This window comes from Streptomyces sp. NPDC001880 (assembly GCF_053594575.1).
In genome coordinates this window covers 29269-45091 of record NZ_JBSFET010000033.1, presented here as the reverse complement: position 1 = coordinate 45091, position 15823 = coordinate 29269, and the positions used below count along the sequence as shown (strand labels likewise).

The 15823-nt window shown below is 70.9% G+C and carries 14 protein-coding genes and 1 pseudogene; 9 read left to right on the top strand and 6 right to left on the bottom strand.

The window, feature by feature from the left end; all coding sequences use genetic code 11:
* The first annotated feature begins 42 nt into the window (after positions 1–42).
* Entirely contained in the window at positions 43–720 is a 678-nt protein-coding gene (locus ACWCQ6_RS19665) for an endonuclease V (protein ID WP_451090778.1), read from the top strand.
* Positions 721–769: 49 nt separating this feature from the next.
* Positions 770–913, top strand: a complete 144-nt coding sequence (mmpA, locus tag ACWCQ6_RS19660; RefSeq protein WP_451090776.1) for a morphogenic membrane protein MmpA — start codon at positions 770–772, stop codon at positions 911–913.
* 9 nt (positions 914–922) lie between these two features.
* Here the strand turns inward: mmpA and ACWCQ6_RS19655 are convergent, their stop codons facing one another.
* Positions 923–1861: a peptidoglycan-binding protein gene (locus ACWCQ6_RS19655; RefSeq protein WP_451090774.1), complete on the bottom strand. Its 939-nt coding sequence runs from the start codon at positions 1859–1861 to the stop codon at positions 923–925.
* 229 nt (positions 1862–2090) lie between these two features.
* Positions 2091–3281, bottom strand: a complete 1191-nt coding sequence (locus ACWCQ6_RS19650; RefSeq protein ID WP_451090772.1) for a saccharopine dehydrogenase family protein — start codon at positions 3279–3281, stop codon at positions 2091–2093.
* 239 nt (positions 3282–3520) lie between these two features.
* Between ACWCQ6_RS19650 and ACWCQ6_RS19645 the strand changes: the two genes are divergently transcribed.
* The 4 genes from ACWCQ6_RS19645 (at position 3521) to ACWCQ6_RS19630 (ending at position 9517) form a co-directional block, all read left to right on the top strand.
* On the top strand, positions 3521–4654 hold the full coding sequence (locus ACWCQ6_RS19645; RefSeq protein WP_451090829.1) for a CaiB/BaiF CoA transferase family protein: 1134 nt from the start codon (positions 3521–3523) through the stop codon (positions 4652–4654).
* 66 nt (positions 4655–4720) lie between these two features.
* Positions 4721–5863 (top strand): acyl-CoA dehydrogenase family protein, encoded by a 1143-nt coding sequence (locus ACWCQ6_RS19640; protein ID WP_451090770.1) that lies wholly within the window; start codon positions 4721–4723, stop codon positions 5861–5863.
* A gap of 38 nt (positions 5864–5901) precedes the next feature.
* Positions 5902–7116, top strand: a complete 1215-nt coding sequence (locus tag ACWCQ6_RS19635) for an acetyl-CoA C-acetyltransferase (protein WP_451090768.1) — start codon at positions 5902–5904, stop codon at positions 7114–7116.
* Positions 7117–7309: 193 nt separating this feature from the next.
* Positions 7310–9517 carry a 3-hydroxyacyl-CoA dehydrogenase NAD-binding domain-containing protein gene (locus ACWCQ6_RS19630; protein ID WP_451090766.1) on the top strand — a complete coding sequence of 736 codons (2208 nt, stop codon included), beginning with the start codon at positions 7310–7312 and terminating at the stop codon, positions 9515–9517.
* A 35-nt stretch (positions 9518–9552) separates the two neighbouring features.
* Here ACWCQ6_RS19630 and ACWCQ6_RS19625 read toward each other — a convergent pair whose 3' ends face one another.
* Positions 9553–10284, bottom strand: a complete 732-nt coding sequence (locus tag ACWCQ6_RS19625) for a MerR family transcriptional regulator (protein ID WP_451090764.1) — start codon at positions 10282–10284, stop codon at positions 9553–9555.
* A 129-nt stretch (positions 10285–10413) separates the two neighbouring features.
* Here ACWCQ6_RS19625 and ACWCQ6_RS19620 point away from each other — a divergent pair, with 129 nt between their 5' ends.
* Together ACWCQ6_RS19620 and ACWCQ6_RS19615 are read left to right on the top strand one after the other, a co-directional pair.
* Positions 10414–10908, top strand: a complete 495-nt coding sequence (locus ACWCQ6_RS19620; protein ID WP_451090762.1) for a macro domain-containing protein — start codon at positions 10414–10416, stop codon at positions 10906–10908.
* Positions 10909–11035: 127 nt separating this feature from the next.
* Positions 11036–11668, top strand: a complete 633-nt coding sequence (locus ACWCQ6_RS19615) for a TetR/AcrR family transcriptional regulator (protein ID WP_451090760.1) — start codon at positions 11036–11038, stop codon at positions 11666–11668.
* On the opposite strand, the gene ACWCQ6_RS19610 is transcribed toward ACWCQ6_RS19615, so the two are convergent.
* Positions 11586–12560 carry an oxygenase MpaB family protein gene (locus ACWCQ6_RS19610; RefSeq protein ID WP_451090758.1) on the bottom strand — a complete coding sequence of 325 codons (975 nt, stop codon included), beginning with the start codon at positions 12558–12560 and terminating at the stop codon, positions 11586–11588. The genes ACWCQ6_RS19615 and ACWCQ6_RS19610 overlap by 83 nt on opposite strands.
* Positions 12561–12854: 294 nt before the next feature.
* On the opposite strand from ACWCQ6_RS19610, the gene ACWCQ6_RS19605 reads away from it, so the two are divergent.
* Positions 12855–13733 carry an oxygenase MpaB family protein gene (locus tag ACWCQ6_RS19605; protein WP_451090756.1) on the top strand — a complete coding sequence of 293 codons (879 nt, stop codon included), beginning with the start codon at positions 12855–12857 and terminating at the stop codon, positions 13731–13733.
* A 148-nt stretch (positions 13734–13881) separates the two neighbouring features.
* Here ACWCQ6_RS19605 and ACWCQ6_RS19600 read toward each other — a convergent pair.
* Positions 13882–14073, bottom strand: a pseudogene (locus tag ACWCQ6_RS19600) (LacI family DNA-binding transcriptional regulator); the annotation flags it as partial.
* Positions 14074–14223: 150 nt separating this feature from the next.
* Entirely contained in the window at positions 14224–15717 is a 1494-nt protein-coding gene (locus ACWCQ6_RS19595) for a M1 family metallopeptidase (RefSeq protein ID WP_451090827.1), read from the bottom strand.
* Positions 15718–15823 lie beyond the last annotated feature (106 nt).

Sequence of the window (15823 nt, the reverse complement as noted above, 5' to 3'; positions counted from 1 at the left end):
CCGCAGGTGCCGTCGTGCCGGTTGCCTAGACTCGGCCGCACCATGACGAACCTTGCGATGCCGGCCGACGAGGCCGAAGCCCGAGCCGTCCAGGACGCCCTGCGCGCCCGCGTGGTGCTCGACGAACCCGGTCCGCCGCCCGGCACCGGCCGGGTCACAGGGGTCGACGTCGCCTACGACGACGAGCGTGATGTCGTCGTCGCGGCGGCGGTCGTCCTCGACGAGGCGACCTTCGACGTGGTCGCCGAGACCACCGCCGTCGGCCGGATCACCTTTCCGTACGTCCCCGGCCTCCTCGCCTTCCGCGAGATCCCGACCGTGCTGGCCGCGCTCGAATCCCTCCCGGTCGACCCCGGACTCGTGATCTGTGACGGATACGGCCGGGCACACCCGCGCCGCTTCGGACTCGCCAGCCACCTCGGTGTGCTCACCGGTCTCCCGGTGATCGGCGTCGCCAAGAACCCGTTCACCTTTTCGTACGAGCAGCCGGGCCCGCACCGGGGCGACCAGGCGCCGCTGCTCGACGGCGAGGAGGAAGTGGGCCGGGCGCTGCGCACCCAGGACGGCGTCAAACCCGTCTTCGTCTCCGTCGGACACCGGACGAGCCTGGACAACGCCTGCGCCCACACCCTGCTGCTGGCCCGCGACTTCCGTCAGCCGGAGACCACCCGCAGAGCCGACTCGCTCTGCCGGCAGGCCCTGCGGGAGGCGACCGCCTGAGTATGCGTACGGATTCCGTTTGCCGATCACGACCGGCAAGCTGGTACGCATGAACGAACATCGAACGTCCACGCGACCCGGCACCGTCTATCTTGCTCAGCGCCGGGTCGCGGTGGGGATGACACTCGGCATGATCGCGGGAGCGGTCTGGGCCGTCTCGATGATTTTCACGCTGGTGTCCTGGGCGCTCTGAGCCCCACGGCTATGTGTGCTGATCCGGCCCCTGGGCGTTGAGCAGTGCGCGCCAGGTGACCTCGTCCCCGACGCCCGTCACGGGCAGGTTCCGGGACTCCTGGAACTCCTTCAGGGACCGCATGGTCGCGAGGGTGTACGTACCGGTGCTGTCGGTCGGCACCCCGGCGCGGTGCAGCAGGTACTGCACCGCCGTGACGGCGTCGGGTTTCGTCGTGCGCGAGTCGACCGTGACGATCAGCAACGGCCAGGTGTCCTTTCCGACCTTGCCGTCCGGGGTCAGGCCATGAGCGGCCTGGAACTCCTTGACGGCCCGAGCCGTGGCCGGACCGTAGTCGGCGTCGACCTTCACGTCGAAGCCGTTCGCGCGCAGCAGCAGCTGCACCGTACGGGCCTTCCAGAGCACATTGCCCTTGCGGGCAAGTGGCCAGTCCGTGCCTTGCGACGGCCGGTCCGACACGTTCGTCGTGGCCTTGGCGTCGCTCTGTCCGCCGGTCGGCACCAGCCACCACACGGAACAGCCGAGCGCGAGCAGGAGAATCGACGCGACGGCCAGGGACGGGAACATGACGGGGGAGCGGTCCCACCAACGGGCCGCCGCATCGTGGTGGTCGGCCGACCCGGCGGGCACGGGTGCCGGGTCCGGCGTCGCCGGCCGTTTCCCGGCCGCTGCCGTCCGCGCCAGGGCGAGGGCCCGGTCGAGGTCGTCGGCGGGGGCCCGCAGCGCCGAGTGCAACTGCTCGATGATCCGGCACGGGGCGTTGGAGGCGTGAGCGGGATTCAGATAGCGCGACAGGGTGGTCTGGTCGATCCCCAGCCGCTTGGCGAGGGACTGCTGAGTGGGTTTCTCGCGGCCGCCGCGCGCCGACGACTCCCACCAGTTCCTCAGTAGCCCGGCGAGTGCCCGCCCCGGCTGTTCCTCGCGACCCGCCACAGTGTTGTCCGTCATCGTTCTTCCCCGACTCTCTGTGTGCATAGCCGCAGGTCAGCGCCGTGCATCGGGAGCATGCCCGGGTGCGTCGACCTGCGGGACGCAGAGCGTAGTGAAAGCGCCGATCCGTGCGGCGCAGCCGAGGAACCCGCGAAGCGGCGCCAGCGCCCGCTCCCCTGGGGAACGAGGAGTTGTGGACATGCGTCGTACATCACCCGAACGAGTGGGTGCCGCCCCGGGCCTCGGTTCAGCGGGCGGAGGCGACCCGGAAGCGCAGACCGGCCGAGCGCAGTCGCTCCAGCAGCGCGTCACCCATCGCGGCGGCCGTGGTGACCTGCCCCGATGTCGGCGGGAGCTCGTCCAGGGCGAGACAGAGCGCGGACTGGGCGAGCATCTTCGCCGTCTCGCCATAGCCGGGATCCCCGCCCGAGACCTCGGTGAAGACCCGGTGCCCGCCACCCGTGCCGACGAAGCGCACGGTGAACCAGCTGCGCCGCCGGCGCTCCGCGTCCGGCCCCCTGCCCGGCTCGTACCGGTCCATCAGCCAGGACCGGGCCGCCGGAATCTGTGCGGCGCCCAGGAGCACGCCGGCCGCGGCCGTGCCGCCGAGGGCCATCGGCAGATGCCGCACCGAGGCGAAGTGGCGGTAGCGGAAGTCGGGGCCGTAGCGGTCGAGTGCCCGCGCCGAGCGCGTGACGACCTGCGGGTCCAGCGTCGGCAGCGGGAGGGCCCAGGTGCCGGTCTCCGTGCTGAAGTGCGGGGCGCCCAGCGGGGCACGGGCCCGGCGGGCGATCAGCCGCGGTTCGTGCAGCCGGCGTTCCCGGGCAGCGCGCAGCAGCCGCGGGCCACGGCCCATGGCGGTGAGCGCCGAGGCGAACGTACCGCCGGAGAACACGGCGTTGCTGCGCACGAAGCCGTCGACGGTCAGCGGCACGCCCTGCGGCAGTAGCCGGACGGTGAAGTACACCCCGAGGTCGTGCGGTACGGAGTCGAAACCGCAGGCGTGCACGATCCGGGCACCGGTCTCGCGGGCCCGCGCGTCGTGTTCCAGATACATCCGGTCCACGAACTCGGCCTCACCGGTGAGGTCCGTGTAGTCCGTTCCCGCCTCGGCGCAGGCCGCGACCAGCTTCTCGCCGTACCAGACGTAGGGGCCCACCGTGGTGGCCACCACATGGGCGGATTCGGCGAGTTCGCGCAGCGAGTGCTCGTCGTCGGCGTCGGCGTGCAGCAGCGGGAGGTCCGCGCAGCGCGGCTCGATCGCGGCGAGACGTTCGCGCAGCCGCTCCAGCTTGGCCCGGCTCCGTCCGGCCACGGCCCAGCGGCAGCCGGAGGGTGCGTGGGCGGCCAGATATTCGGCGGTGAGGGCGCCCACGAAGCCGGTGGCGCCGAAGAGAACAACGTCGTAGGGGCGTTGTGCCCCGATCTGCCTGTTCACGAATGCCTCCGCGGGGGCCGGTGCCGATGTGGCAGGCAGAGGCTAGCGGAGGGGGTCGTGGCGGTGTGCGACAGGGCGGCCCCGGTGGGGGAGGATCCCGCGGAGAAGGAACGAAGACCGACCGCCCGCCCATGGCCGGTCGGTCTGAGCGCTTGCTCGGCCAAAGGGCTTGTGCGGAGCGTGGTGCGTTCTTAGCATCATCGATGTTACATCAGTTGTGTCATACCGCTGGGGGCTTGATGGCAACGACAGAGCACGGCTCGCACGGCCCACTGGCAGGGGTGCGGGTGGTCGAACTGGCCGGCATCGGACCCGGCCCGTTCGCCGCGATGCTCCTGGCCGACCTCGGTGCCGATGTCGTCAGGGTCGACCGGCCCGGCGGCGCGGGGCTGGGCCTCGACCCCGCGTACGACCTCACCAACCGCAACAAGCGCTCCGTGCTCGTCGACCTCAAGGCCGAGGGCGGTGCCACCAAGGTGCTCGACCTGGCCGCGCGCGCCGACATCCTGATCGAGGGCTACCGGCCGGGCGTCGCCGAACGCCTCGGCGTCGGACCCGACGCCGCGCTGGCCCGCAATCCGCGGCTCGTGTACGGACGGATGACCGGCTGGGGCCAGGACGGACCGCTGGCCGAACGGGCCGGTCACGACATCGCCTACATCGCGCTCACCGGCACCCTCTCCATGATCGGCAAGCCCGGCGAGCCGCCCACCGTCCCGGCCAATCTCATCGGCGACTACGCGGGCGGCTCCCTCTATCTCGTCGTCGGCGTGCTCGCCGCCCTCCAGCACGCCCGCACCCCCGGCGGCCGGGGCCAGGTCGTGGACGCCGCGATCGTCGACGGCGCCGCCCATCTCGCCATGATGATCCACGGAATGCTGGCGGCCGGCAGCTGGCAGGACCGGCGCGGCACCAACCTCCTGGACGGCGGCTGCCCGTTCTACGGCACTTACGAGACCGCCGACGGCCAGTACATGGCGGTCGGGCCGCTGGAGCAGCGGTTCTACGACGAGTTCGGCAGGCTCCTCGGGATCGGGGACGAAGCCCTGGACCGCGGCGACATCGGCCGGTGGGAGGAGCTGCGCACCGTCGTCGCCGACCGGTTCCGGACCCGTACGCGTGCCGAGTGGACCGAGGTGTTCGAAGGGTCGGACGCCTGTGTCGCCCCCGTCCTCTCGCTCGGCGAGGCGCCGCACCATCCGCACCTCGCCGCCCGCTCCACCTTCGTCGAGCACGACGGGCTCACCCAGCCCGCACCCGCACCCCGCTTCTCCGCGACCCCCGTCTCCGTGCGCGGCGGGCCCGCGCGGCCCGGCGCGGACATCGAGGCCGTCGCCGCCGACTGGGGCGTACCCGGCATCGCGAGGCCGTGATCCCCGCCGGGCCCCGACCGGCCCGGTCCCTTCCCACCGTCAAGAACCGGCCCCCAGGAGGACCCCGTGCAGCGGCAGATCTTCACCGAAGAGCACGACGCGTTCCGCGAGACCGTGCGCACCTTCCTCACCAAGGAGGTCCTCCCGCACTACGAGCAGTGGGAGATGGACGGCATCGTCTCGCGCGAGGCATGGCTCGCGGCCGGCCGGCAGGGGCTGCTGGGCCTCGCCGTGCCCGAGGAGTACGGGGGCGGTGGCAACACCGACTTCCGGTACAGCACCGTACTTGCCGAGGAGTTCACCCGGGCCGGTGCGCCGGGCCTCGCGCTCGGGCTGCACAACGACATCATCGGCCCCTATCTCACCGGCCTCGGCACCGAGGAGCAGAAACGGCGCTGGCTGCCCGGCTTCTGCAGCGGCGAGACCATCACCGCCATCGCCATGACCGAACCCGGCGCGGGCTCCGACCTCCAGGGCATCCGCACCACCGCCGAGGACAGGGGCGACCACTGGCTCCTCAACGGGTCCAAGACCTTCATCTCCAACGGCATCCTCGCCGACCTGGTGGTCGTCGTGGCGAAGACCACCCCCGAGGGCGGCGCGAAGGGGCTCTCGCTGATCGTCGTCGAGCGTGGCGCGGAGGGTTTCGAACGAGGTCGCAACCTCGACAAGATCGGCCAGAAGTCCCAGGACACCGCCGAGCTGTTCTTCAACGACGTCCGCGTCCCCAAGGCGAACCTGCTCGGCGAGCGGGACGGCGCCTTCATCCACCTGATGACCAATCTCGCGCAGGAACGGATGGGCATAGCGGTCGCCGGGATCGCCGCGGCCGAACACCTGCTGGAGATCACCACGCGGTACGTGAAGGAGCGCGAGGCCTTCGGACGGCCGCTCGCCAAGCTCCAGCACATCAGGTTCGAGATCGCCGAGATGGCCACCGAGTGCGCCGTCACCCGTACCTTCCTCGACCGCTGCATCGTCGACCACTCCGACGGGACGCTCGACTCCGTGCACGCCTCGATGGCCAAGTGGTGGGCCACCGAACTGCAGAAGCGTGTCGCCGACCGCTGCCTCCAACTCCACGGCGGATACGGCTACATGGCGGAGTATCCGGTCGCCAGGGCGTTCACCGACGGCCGCATCCAGACCATCTACGGCGGCACGACCGAGATCATGAAGGAGATCATCGGCCGCTCGCTGCTTGCCTGACCCCCTGATGCACAACCACCCCCCGAAAGGCTGCTGTCTTGAGTACCGAAGCGTTTGTCTACGACGCGATCCGCACCCCGCGCGGCCGCGGCAAGGCCAATGGCGCCCTGCACGGCACCAAGCCGATCGACCTCGTCGTCGGCCTCATCCACGAGCTCCGCAGCCGCTTCCCCGGCCTCGACCCGGCGGCCGTCGACGACATCGTCCTCGGCGTGGTCAGCCCGCTCGGCGACCAGGGCTCCGACATCGCCCGGATCGCCGCCATCGCGGCCGGCCTCCCGGACACCGTCGCCGGCGTCCAGGAGAACCGCTTCTGTGCCTCGGGCCTGGAAGCGGTCAACCTCGCCGCCGCCAAGGTCCGTTCGGGATGGGAGGACCTCGTGCTCGCGGGCGGCGTCGAGTCGATGTCCCGGGTCCCGATGGGCTCCGACGGCGGGGCCTGGGCGATGGACCCGATGACCAGCTTCCAGACCGGTTTCGCCCCGCAGGGCATCGGCGCCGACCTCATCGCCACCATCGAGGGCTTCTCCCGCCGTGACGTCGACGAGTTCGCCGCCCTCTCCCAGGAACGCGCCGCCGAAGCGTGGAAGGACGGCCGCTTCGCGCGCTCCGTGGTACCGGTCAAGGACCGTAACGGCCTCGTCGTGCTCGACCAGGACGAGCACATGCGGCCCGGCACCACCGCGGACTCGCTCGCCGCTCTCAAGCCCTCCTTCGCCGCGATCGGCGAGATGGGCGGCTTCGACGCGGTGGCGCTGCAGAAGTACCACTGGGTCGAGAAGATCGACCACGTCCACCACGCGGGAAACTCCTCCGGCATCGTCGACGGCGCCGCGCTCGTCGCGATCGGCAACAAGGAGGTCGGCGAGCGCTACGGACTCACGCCGCGCGCCCGGATCGTCTCCGCAGCCGTCTCCGGCTCCGAGCCGACCATCATGCTCACCGGCCCCGCGCCCGCCACCCGCAAGGCCCTCGCCAAGGCCGGGCTGACCATCGACGACATCGACCTCGTCGAGATCAACGAGGCGTTCGCCGGAGTCGTGCTCCGCTTCGCCCGGGACATGGACCTCCCGCTCGACAGGATCAACGTCAACGGCGGCGCCATCGCCCTCGGCCACCCGCTCGGCGCCACCGGCGCGATGATCCTCGGCACCCTCATCGACGAACTGGAGCGCCGCGACCAGCGCTACGGCCTCGCCACCCTCTGCGTCGGCGGCGGCATGGGCATCGCCACCGTCATCGAGCGTCTCTGACCGTCCCCGGCCACCCCGGGAGGGGCCGGCGGCGGGTGGCATGGCATCGCGGGGCGTGGGCACGCGCCTCGCGGCGTTGCCGTCCCTCACCACGGCTCCGCCATGGATCGGTCCTCCGCCGCCCTGCGATCCACGCACCCCGGCCCCGCTCCCTCACCCACGCCGGGCCCCTCACTTACGGAGAAGAAAAGCAATGACCGAGAGCACGACCATCCGCTGGGAACAGGACGAGACCGGCGTCGTCACCCTCGTACTCGACGATCCCGACCAGTCCGCCAACACGATGAACCAGGCGTTCAAGGACTCCATCGCGGCCGTCGCCGACCGCGCCGAGGCCGAGAAGGACTCCATCCGCGGCATCATCTACACCTCCGCCAAGAAGACCTTCTTCGCGGGCGGCGACCTCAAGGACATGATCAAGGTCGGTCCGGAGAACGCCCAGCAGGCCTTCGACACCGGCACCGCCATCAAGAAGTCGCTGCGTCGCATCGAGACCCTCGGCAAGCCCGTCGTCGCCGCCATCAACGGCGCCGCGCTCGGCGGCGGTTACGAGATCGCGCTCGCCTCGCACCACCGCGTCGCCCTCGACGCACCCGGTTCCCGGATCGGCCTGCCCGAGGTCACCCTCGGCCTGCTGCCCGCCGGCGGCGGCGTCACCCGCACCGTACGCCTCATGGGCATCGCCGACGCGCTGCTGAAGGTCCTCCTCCAGGGCACCCAGTACACCCCGCGGCGCGCCCTGGAGAACGGCCTGGTGCACGAGGTCGCCGCGACCCGGGAGGAGATGCTCGACAAGGCCCGTGCCTTCATCGACGCCAACCCCGAGTCCCAGCAGCCCTGGGACGTCAAGGGGTACAGGATCCCCGGCGGCACCCCGTCCAACCCGAAGTTCGCCGCCAACCTGCCGGCGTTCCCGTCCAACCTGAAGAAGCAGCTCGCGGGCGCCCCGATGCCCGCGCCCCGCAACATCCTCGCCGCCGCCGTCGAGGGCTCCCAGGTCGACTTCGAGACCGCGCTGACCATCGAGGCCCGCTACTTCACCGAGCTGGTCACCGGCCAGGTCGCGAAGAACATGATCCAGGCGTTCTTCTTCGACCTCCAGGCCGTCAACTCCGGTGCCAGCCGCCCCAAGGGCATCGAGGAGCGCCAGGTCAACAAGGTCGCCGTGCTCGGCGCCGGGATGATGGGCGCGGGCATCGCGTACTCCTGTGCCCGGGCCGGCATCGAGGTCGTACTCAAGGACGTCTCCACCGAGGCCGCGGCCAAGGGCAAGGCGTACAGCGAGAAGCTCCTCGACAAGGCACTCTCCCGGGGCCGCACCACCGAGGCCGAGCGCGACGAACTGCTGGCCCGGATCACCCCGACCGGCGACCCGGCCGACCTGGCGGGCTGCGACGCCGTCATCGAGGCCGTCTTCGAGGACACCGCGCTCAAGCACAAGGTGTTCCAGGAGATCCAGGACATCATCGAGCCGGACGCGCTGCTCTGCTCCAACACCTCGACCCTGCCCATCACCGTCCTCGCTGAAGGCGTCGAGCGACCGGCCGACTTCATCGGGCTGCACTTCTTCTCGCCCGTGGACAAGATGCCGCTGGTCGAGATCATCAAGGGCGAGCAGACCGGCGACGAGGCCCTGGCCCGCGCCTTCGACCTGGTCCGCCGGATCAAGAAGACCCCGATCGTCGTCAACGACTCGCGCGGCTTCTTCACCTCGCGCGTCATCGGCCAGTTCATCAACGAGGGCGTCGCCATGGTCGGCGAGGGCATCGAGCCCGCGTCCGTCGAGCAGGCCGCGGCCCAGTCGGGGTACCCGGCCAAGGTGCTCTCCCTGATGGACGAGCTGACGCTCACCCTGCCCCGCAAGATCCGCAACGAGACCCGGCGGGCCGTCGAGGAGGCCGGTGGCACCTGGGCCGGACACCCCGCGGACGCGGTCATCGACCGGATGGTCGACGAGTTCGGCCGGCCGGGACGCAGCGGGGGCGCGGGCTTCTACGAGTACGACGAGAACGGCATGCGCACCCGCCTCTGGCCCGGACTGCGGGAGCATTTCGGGGGTTTGGGGGGTCGTCCCCCGGGTGGGCACCGCACCGAGCCGGACACCGGCATCCCCTTCATCGACATGAAGGAGCGGATGCTGTTCTCCGAGGCTCTGGACAGCGTCCGCTGTCTGGAGGAGAACGTGCTCGTCTCGGTCGCCGACGCCAACATCGGCTCCATCATGGGCATCGGCTTCCCGCCGTGGACCGGCGGCGTGCTCCAGTACATCAACGGCTACGAGGGCGGCCTGCCCGGCTTCGTCGCCCGCGCGAGGGAGCTCGCGGAGCGGTACGGCGACCGCTTCCTGCCGCCCGCGCTGCTCGTGGAGAAGGCCGAGAAGGGCGAGACCTTCCACGACTGATCCCCACGACTGATCGCCCGCCCCGCGGGCCGCGTTCACTCCGCCGTGAACGCGGCCCGCAGCTCTTCCTTCAACGACCGCTGGAACGCGGTCACCAGCGCCTGGATCACCATCGGCTGCATATGGGCCGACAGCGACTTCATCGCCGCCACGTGCTCGGGGTCCGACTGCCGCTCCCGGTACGGACCCCACACCTCGTCCCGGAACAGCCGGGTCAGCTCCTGCGCGGTGGACCGGGAGTGCTCCAGCAGAACCGTGCGGGCGGCCAGGATCGTCTCGTGCGCGATCGGCACGCCGAGCAGCTCGACCCCGAGCCGCAGCAGCCCCGGGTCCACCCGGTAGCAGCCGTCGACCGGCTCCGCGTGCTCCAGCACTCCCATCGCGGCCAGCCGGGCGATGTCCTGCTCGGTCAGCGTCCGGCCGGCGCGCCGCTCCAGTTCCGCCCGCGTCGCGTCCTCCGCCGAGTCCGGTGCCCAGGACGCCACCAGGGCCCGGTGGATCGCCAGGTCGTGCGCGCTCAGGTCCGGCGGCAGCTGCTCCAGATAGCGTTCGATCGCGGCCAGCGTCATGCCCTGGTGCTGGAGCTCCTCGATGAGCGCCAGCCGGGACAGGTGCTCGTGCCCGTAGTGGCCCACCCGGCGCGGTCCGATGACCGGGGGCGGCAGCAGTCCGCGGGTGCTGTAGAAACGCACCGTACGCACGGTCACCCCGGCGCGCGCCGCCAGCTCGTCGACGGTGAGCGTAGGTGCCTCGGCCCCGGTCGCCATATCTGCTCCTCGTGTCCGGCCCTGAGGGCGATCCGCTGCGCGCGTGATCCATCCCGGTGCAACAGTATTGCTGTCTCACCACTGATGTGAAAGTGCCCGGTTGTCAGAGGTGCCACCTAGCCTGATGCCATGTCCGAGATCATGTATGTACAGGGGGATGCGACGGCGCCCCACGGCAAGGGTGTCAAGCTGATCGTCCACGTCTGCAACGACCTGGGCGGCTGGGGCAAGGGATTCGTCCTGGCGCTCTCGCGCCGCTGGCCCGAGCCCGAAGCGGCCTACCGCCGGTGGCACCGGGAGCGCGCGGACAACGACTTCGCCCTCGGCGCGGTGCAGTTCGTGCAGGTGAGCCCGTACATCTGGGTGGCGAACCTGGTGGGCCAGCGGGGGATGCGCACGGGCAGCAACGGGGTCCCGGTGCGTTACGAGGCGATCGACACCGGGCTGGACGCGGTGGCCGGCCGGGCCCGCGAGCTGGGGGCCTCGGTCCACATGCCGCGGATCGGCTGTGGGCTCGCGGGCGGGAAGTGGTCCCGGATCGAGCCCCTGATCGAGAAGCGGCTGACCGGTAGGGACATACCGGTGACGGTGTACGACTTCGGCCAGGGCGTGTTTCGAAAGTAGCGTCGTCCGCCCGGAGGGCGGGGTCGGGGGCGTCCGGTGCGTGCGATCGCAAGGCGGAGGGAGGAGAGCGCAGCGGGCTGCGCCGACTTCTATGGTGGGGTGGAAGCGGCGGAACGGGAGAGGGCTCATGACGGCACGGAGCACCGACGAGACACGGCTGGCCCTGGCGCTCCGCGCGACGCCGCCCTCCGATGCGCTGAGCGAGCAGATCCTGGACGCCGCGCGTGAGCAGTTCATGACCTTCGGGCTGCGCCGCTCCACCGTCGACGACGTCGCCAAGCGCGCCAGGGTCTCGCGGGTGACCGTGTACCGGCGGATCGGCAACAAGGACAACCTGGTCTCCGCCTGCCTGCTGCGCGAGTACCGCCGCTTCGTCGTGGAGGTGGACGAAGCCGTGGCCGCGCTGCCCACGACGGAGGACCGGCTCGTCGAGGGCTTCGCCGCGGTTCTCCGGCACATCCGCGAGCATCCGCTCATCGGCGGTCTGCTGAGGCTGGAGCCCGAGACGATGCTGCCGTTCCTGACCCTGGAGAGCGGACCGGCCTTCCTCGCCATCCGCGAGTACCTGGCCGACCGGCTGCGTGACGCCCGGCGCGCGGAGTGCCGTCCGGAGAGCGATCCGGCCCCGGTCGCCGAACTGATGGTGCGGATCACCGTCTCCTTCCTCCTCAACCCCGTCAGCTGTTTCGAGCTGGACGACGACACCCAGGTGCGGGAGTTCGCCCGCCGCTATCTGGTGCCGCTGCTCGCCGCCGGGTAGAACCACCGGCGTGGCCGTCCCTCTCGTCTGGCAGCGGTTCCACCGGGCGGTTGCGGGCCCAGTGCGGCCCGAGGTCGTCGAGCCGCCAGCCGAAGGGGTACGAACGGGGCCGCGGGCGCGCGGGAAACCTGCGTGGCCGGGCCGGCATCCTGCGGACACACTGTGCGCGCAGGCGCAGAGCCGCCGACGCCGAGGCCCGCACCCACCGCGGCTGCGGACGGAAGCCCAGCGCCGCCAGCAGTGGCTCGTCCAGCAGACCGAGCGCGAATCTCGCCACCAGGGGCCGTAACGGACGCGGATACCAGCTCGCGATCACGCGGAACGTGGCGTTCGCGACCCGCCGGTTCGCCGGGTCGTACGCGAACATCCGCTGTTCGTAGGAGTCGAGGAGCCGCTCGAACCCCTCGTACGTGTCGGGCGCCCCCTCGATGCCCATCATCGCCGCCGTCTTCCGGCCGGCCTCCACCAGCGCCTGGACCTCCTGGGCGCACAGGGGACGCCAGCCGAACCGGTCGATCCAGCGTTTCGGCCCCACGACCGTGGTCGCGAGAACGTAGCGGAAGTCGTCGTCCGGGATGCTGTACTTGCCGTGGATCCGGTTGAGATGGCGCGCGGCCGCCCGTCCGCGCTCCGAGTCGAAGCCGTCGGCGGCCATCTCGTACCCGATCAGCACCGTGTCGTCGTACCGCTTCTGCCCGGCCCGTTCGAACTCCTGGGTCCGGTCGAGGAGCAGGGAGATCCGGGGCACGCCGTAGTCCCGGAGGAAGGCGACACTCACCCCCTGCCGGTAGTCCCAGGGGAACTCGTACTGAGAGATCAGCCGAAGGATCTCGGCGTAGTCGCGCGCCGGATCCATCCGGCGTATCTCGTGCAGGCGGCTGTATCGGCCCATGGTGCGCCCTCCTGTCCGGGTTCCGACTCCCCGCGGGGCCGCTCCAGTGGGTTGTCGCCGTGTGAAGGGCCAACTCGCCTTCCACGCACGGCATATGAGGGACCGTCCGACTTGAGAGTCAAAGTTACAAATACTATCGACTTGTTTCATGGGTCCCGTCAACACCACCGACGGCCGAGCAAGGGGCGGGGCTCAGCGAGGGGCCGGTGCGCATGTCTTCCCAGGCGCTCGCATACTGGATCGCACAGGGGGCCGGGCGCCTGGCCGTGTGCCCGCCGACCGTCGGGAGTACCCATGAGCAGCGAACCGGCCAGCGCCGATCCCGTACCGCCGCCGCCCGGCGGTGTGCTCTGGAGTCTCTCGGGCGACATCCGGGCCCTGCTGATGCTGCCTGCCGCGCTCACCCTCCAGGTCGCCCACCCGGCGGTCGGCGCCGGCGTCGACGAGCACTCCGTCTTCCGTACGGACCCCTGGGGGCGCGGCGAGAGGTCCCTGCGCTCGCTCCAGCTCTGGGTCTACGGGGGCGACGAGGCGGCCGAGGAAGGGCGCAGGCTGCGACGGCTGCACCGCACCATCCAGGGCACCGACACCCGAGGGCGCCGCTACCATGCGCTGTCGCCCGCGAACTACGCGTGGGTGCACGCCACCGGATTCCCGGTCTACCAGCACGGCGCGCGCTATCTCGTCCGGCCCCTCACCGGAGCACAGGAGCGGGCGCTGTACCGGGAGTGGCTCCAGGTCGGCAGGATCCTCGGCATCCACGACCGGGACATGCCGCAGACGATCGAGGAGTTCTGGCCGTACTTCCGCAGGGTGCTCGCCGAGGAGATCGAGGCGACCGCGGTCGTCGAGGACCTGGTCGCCACCGATCGTCCCGTACCGCCGCCGGACCGCGGGCCGCTGCCGCTCAGGCTGCTGCTGAAGGTGCTGTGGCCGGTGCTGTTGCCGCCGCTGGCCCGGTTCCGGAGGTTCGTCACCATCGGGCTGATGCCGCCGGAGGCACGCGAGGCGATCGGGCTGGAGTGGACGGACGAACAGGAGCGCGCACTGCGGCGCTTCTGCGGGGTGGTACGGCGGGTGGTGCCGGTGCTCCCCGAGCGGCTGCGCTACCTGCCGTACGCACGCAGGGCCCGCGCGGCCCATCGCGCGGCCGTACGGCGGGAGGAGGCCTGATGGGCGGATCGAGCCAGGCGGAAGCCCGGCGGACCAGGCCCGGTCGGTGTGATCACCGATGTCTGCTCGTCGCCCCCGGTCCCGCTGTTGAGACGGTCCATCAACATCGGCACCATCAACCGGGCCAGGGCGAGGAGACGGCGTACGGCCGGGCGGCATGGTTCGGTACGTATCCGCGCTCCTCGACCGCCTTGCGCACCTGGTCCACGAGCGGCTCGCGCACCCCCGCCCCGCCGTTCACCACTCGGGAGACCGTCGCCCGGGAGACCCCGGCTCGGGCCGCCACGGCCTCCGGTGCGGGGCGGGCATCGCGAGCGGAATCGTAGGACGGGCCGGGCAGGGGACGCTCCTCGTACACGCGGGACCGGGCTGGAAACGGCGGGGGCCGGCCGGACAGCACCGACGCCGTCGGCCTGGCCGGCGTGGCCGGCCCGCCGCTGGGCACCACCGCCCCTCACCAGGGGGAAAAGGGCCGCGGTGCCCGGACCGGTCAGCGGTGGTCGTGCACGGAGTTCGTCGCCGCGATCTCCTTCCAGGAGGCGGGCCGCGCGGGCTGCCCGGTCGCGTGCGGGGCGTGCGTCCCGGTCGCTGACGGGGCCTCGGGTCGCGTCGGCCGGAACAGCCAGGTGTCGAAGAAGGCGGCGAGCGGCTTGCCCGAGACCCGCTCCGCATAGGCGACGAAGTCGCTCACGCTCGCGTTCCCGTACGCGTGCTCCGCGGGCCAGCCCTTCAGCAGCGCGAAGAACGTCTCGTCGCCCAGCTCGTTGCGCAGCGCCTGGAGCGCCAGCGCGCCCCGGTCGTACACGGCCGCGTCGAACTGGTTGTCGGGGCCCGGGTCTCCGGGCTTCACCTTCCAGAAGGCGTCGTCGGCGGGGTGCAGCGCGTAGGTGTAGTCCGCCAGCTCCTGTGCGGTTCCCTCGCCCTCCTTCTCCGACCACAGCCACTGGCTGTAGCGGGCGAAGCCCTCGTTGACCCAGATGTCCTTCCAGCCCTTGACGGACACGCTGTCGCCGTACCACTGGTGCGCCAGCTCATGGACGACGACCGAGACGTTCGCGCCGTTCGCGAACTGCTTCGGGCTGTAGAACGGCCGGGTCTGGGTCTCCAGCGCGAAGCCGCTCGTCACGTTGGGGGAGTACCCGCCCAGCGCGTCGAAGGGGTACGGACCGAAGACCTCCGTCAGCCACTCGGCGACCTCGGCACTCCGCTCGATGCTGGCGCGCGCCGCCCCGGCGTTGGCGCCGAGGTCCTTGCTGTACGCGTTGACGACCGGCAGCCCGTCCGACGTGGTGTCCGTGGTGATGTCGAACTTCCCGACCGCCAGCGTCGTCAGATACGTCGCCTGCGGCTTGCTGGAACGCCAGTTGAAGCGGGTCCAGCCGAGCTTCGAACTCTGTGACTGCAGCGTGCCGTTGCTGATCGCCTGGGTGCCGTCCGGGACGGACACGGAGATGTCGTACGTCGCCTTGTCCAGCGGGTGGTCGTTGCTGGGGAACCACCAGGCGGCCGACTCCGGCTCCTGGGCGGCCACCGCGCCGTCGGGGGTGCGGACCCAGGACGTCCAGCCGTTGATCTTCACCTCGGAGGGCTTCCCGGCGTACCGCACAACCACCGAGACGGCCCTGCCCTTCGCCAGCGGGGCCGCAGGGGTGATCTCCAGCTCCTGCTCGCCGTTCTTCACGTGGCCGGCCTTCTTGCCGTTCACCCGTACTTCGGAGACGTCCAGCCCGAAGTCCAGGTTGAAGCGGGAGAGCTCCTGGGTGGTCGTGGCGAGGATCGTCGCCGTGCCCTCCAGGAGATCGGTCGAGGGCCGGTACTTCAGCCGCAGGTCGTAGTGGGACACGTCGTAACCGCCGTTGCCACTGGCCGGGTAGTAGGGGTCGCCGATGCCCGGGGCGCCCACGGTGCCTTCGGCGGCCGAGGCCGGGATCGCCAGCAGCAGGGAGGCCGCGAGTGCGCTCGGGACGATGAGTCTGCGGTGCACGGAATGCTCCAAGTGGTCGTCGGGGCAAATGATCTGTCGAACCGTCACGACGACACTATTCAGCGACCGCGGCATCAGTCGTGTCCATGGCCGCAGCTGTCACACG

What these genes read in the sequence shown, in the direction of transcription:
- ACWCQ6_RS19665 (WP_451090778.1), top strand. Translation starts at nt 43, where the DNA reads ATGACGAACCTTGCGATGCCGGCCGACGAGGCCGAAGCCCGAGCCGTC.
- mmpA (WP_451090776.1), top strand. Translation starts at nt 770, where the DNA reads ATGAACGAACATCGAACGTCCACGCGACCCGGCACCGTCTATCTTGCT.
- ACWCQ6_RS19655 (WP_451090774.1), bottom strand. Translation starts at nt 1,861, where the DNA reads ATGACGGACAACACTGTGGCGGGTCGCGAGGAACAGCCGGGGCGGGCA.
- ACWCQ6_RS19645 (WP_451090829.1), top strand. Translation starts at nt 3,521, where the DNA reads ATGGCAACGACAGAGCACGGCTCGCACGGCCCACTGGCAGGGGTGCGG.
- ACWCQ6_RS19630 (WP_451090766.1), top strand. Translation starts at nt 7,310, where the DNA reads ATGACCGAGAGCACGACCATCCGCTGGGAACAGGACGAGACCGGCGTC.
- ACWCQ6_RS19625 (WP_451090764.1), bottom strand. Translation starts at nt 10,284, where the DNA reads ATGGCGACCGGGGCCGAGGCACCTACGCTCACCGTCGACGAGCTGGCG.
- ACWCQ6_RS19620 (WP_451090762.1), top strand. Translation starts at nt 10,414, where the DNA reads ATGTCCGAGATCATGTATGTACAGGGGGATGCGACGGCGCCCCACGGC.
- ACWCQ6_RS19615 (WP_451090760.1), top strand. Translation starts at nt 11,036, where the DNA reads ATGACGGCACGGAGCACCGACGAGACACGGCTGGCCCTGGCGCTCCGC.
- ACWCQ6_RS19610 (WP_451090758.1), bottom strand. Translation starts at nt 12,560, where the DNA reads ATGGGCCGATACAGCCGCCTGCACGAGATACGCCGGATGGATCCGGCG.
- ACWCQ6_RS19605 (WP_451090756.1), top strand. Translation starts at nt 12,855, where the DNA reads ATGAGCAGCGAACCGGCCAGCGCCGATCCCGTACCGCCGCCGCCCGGC.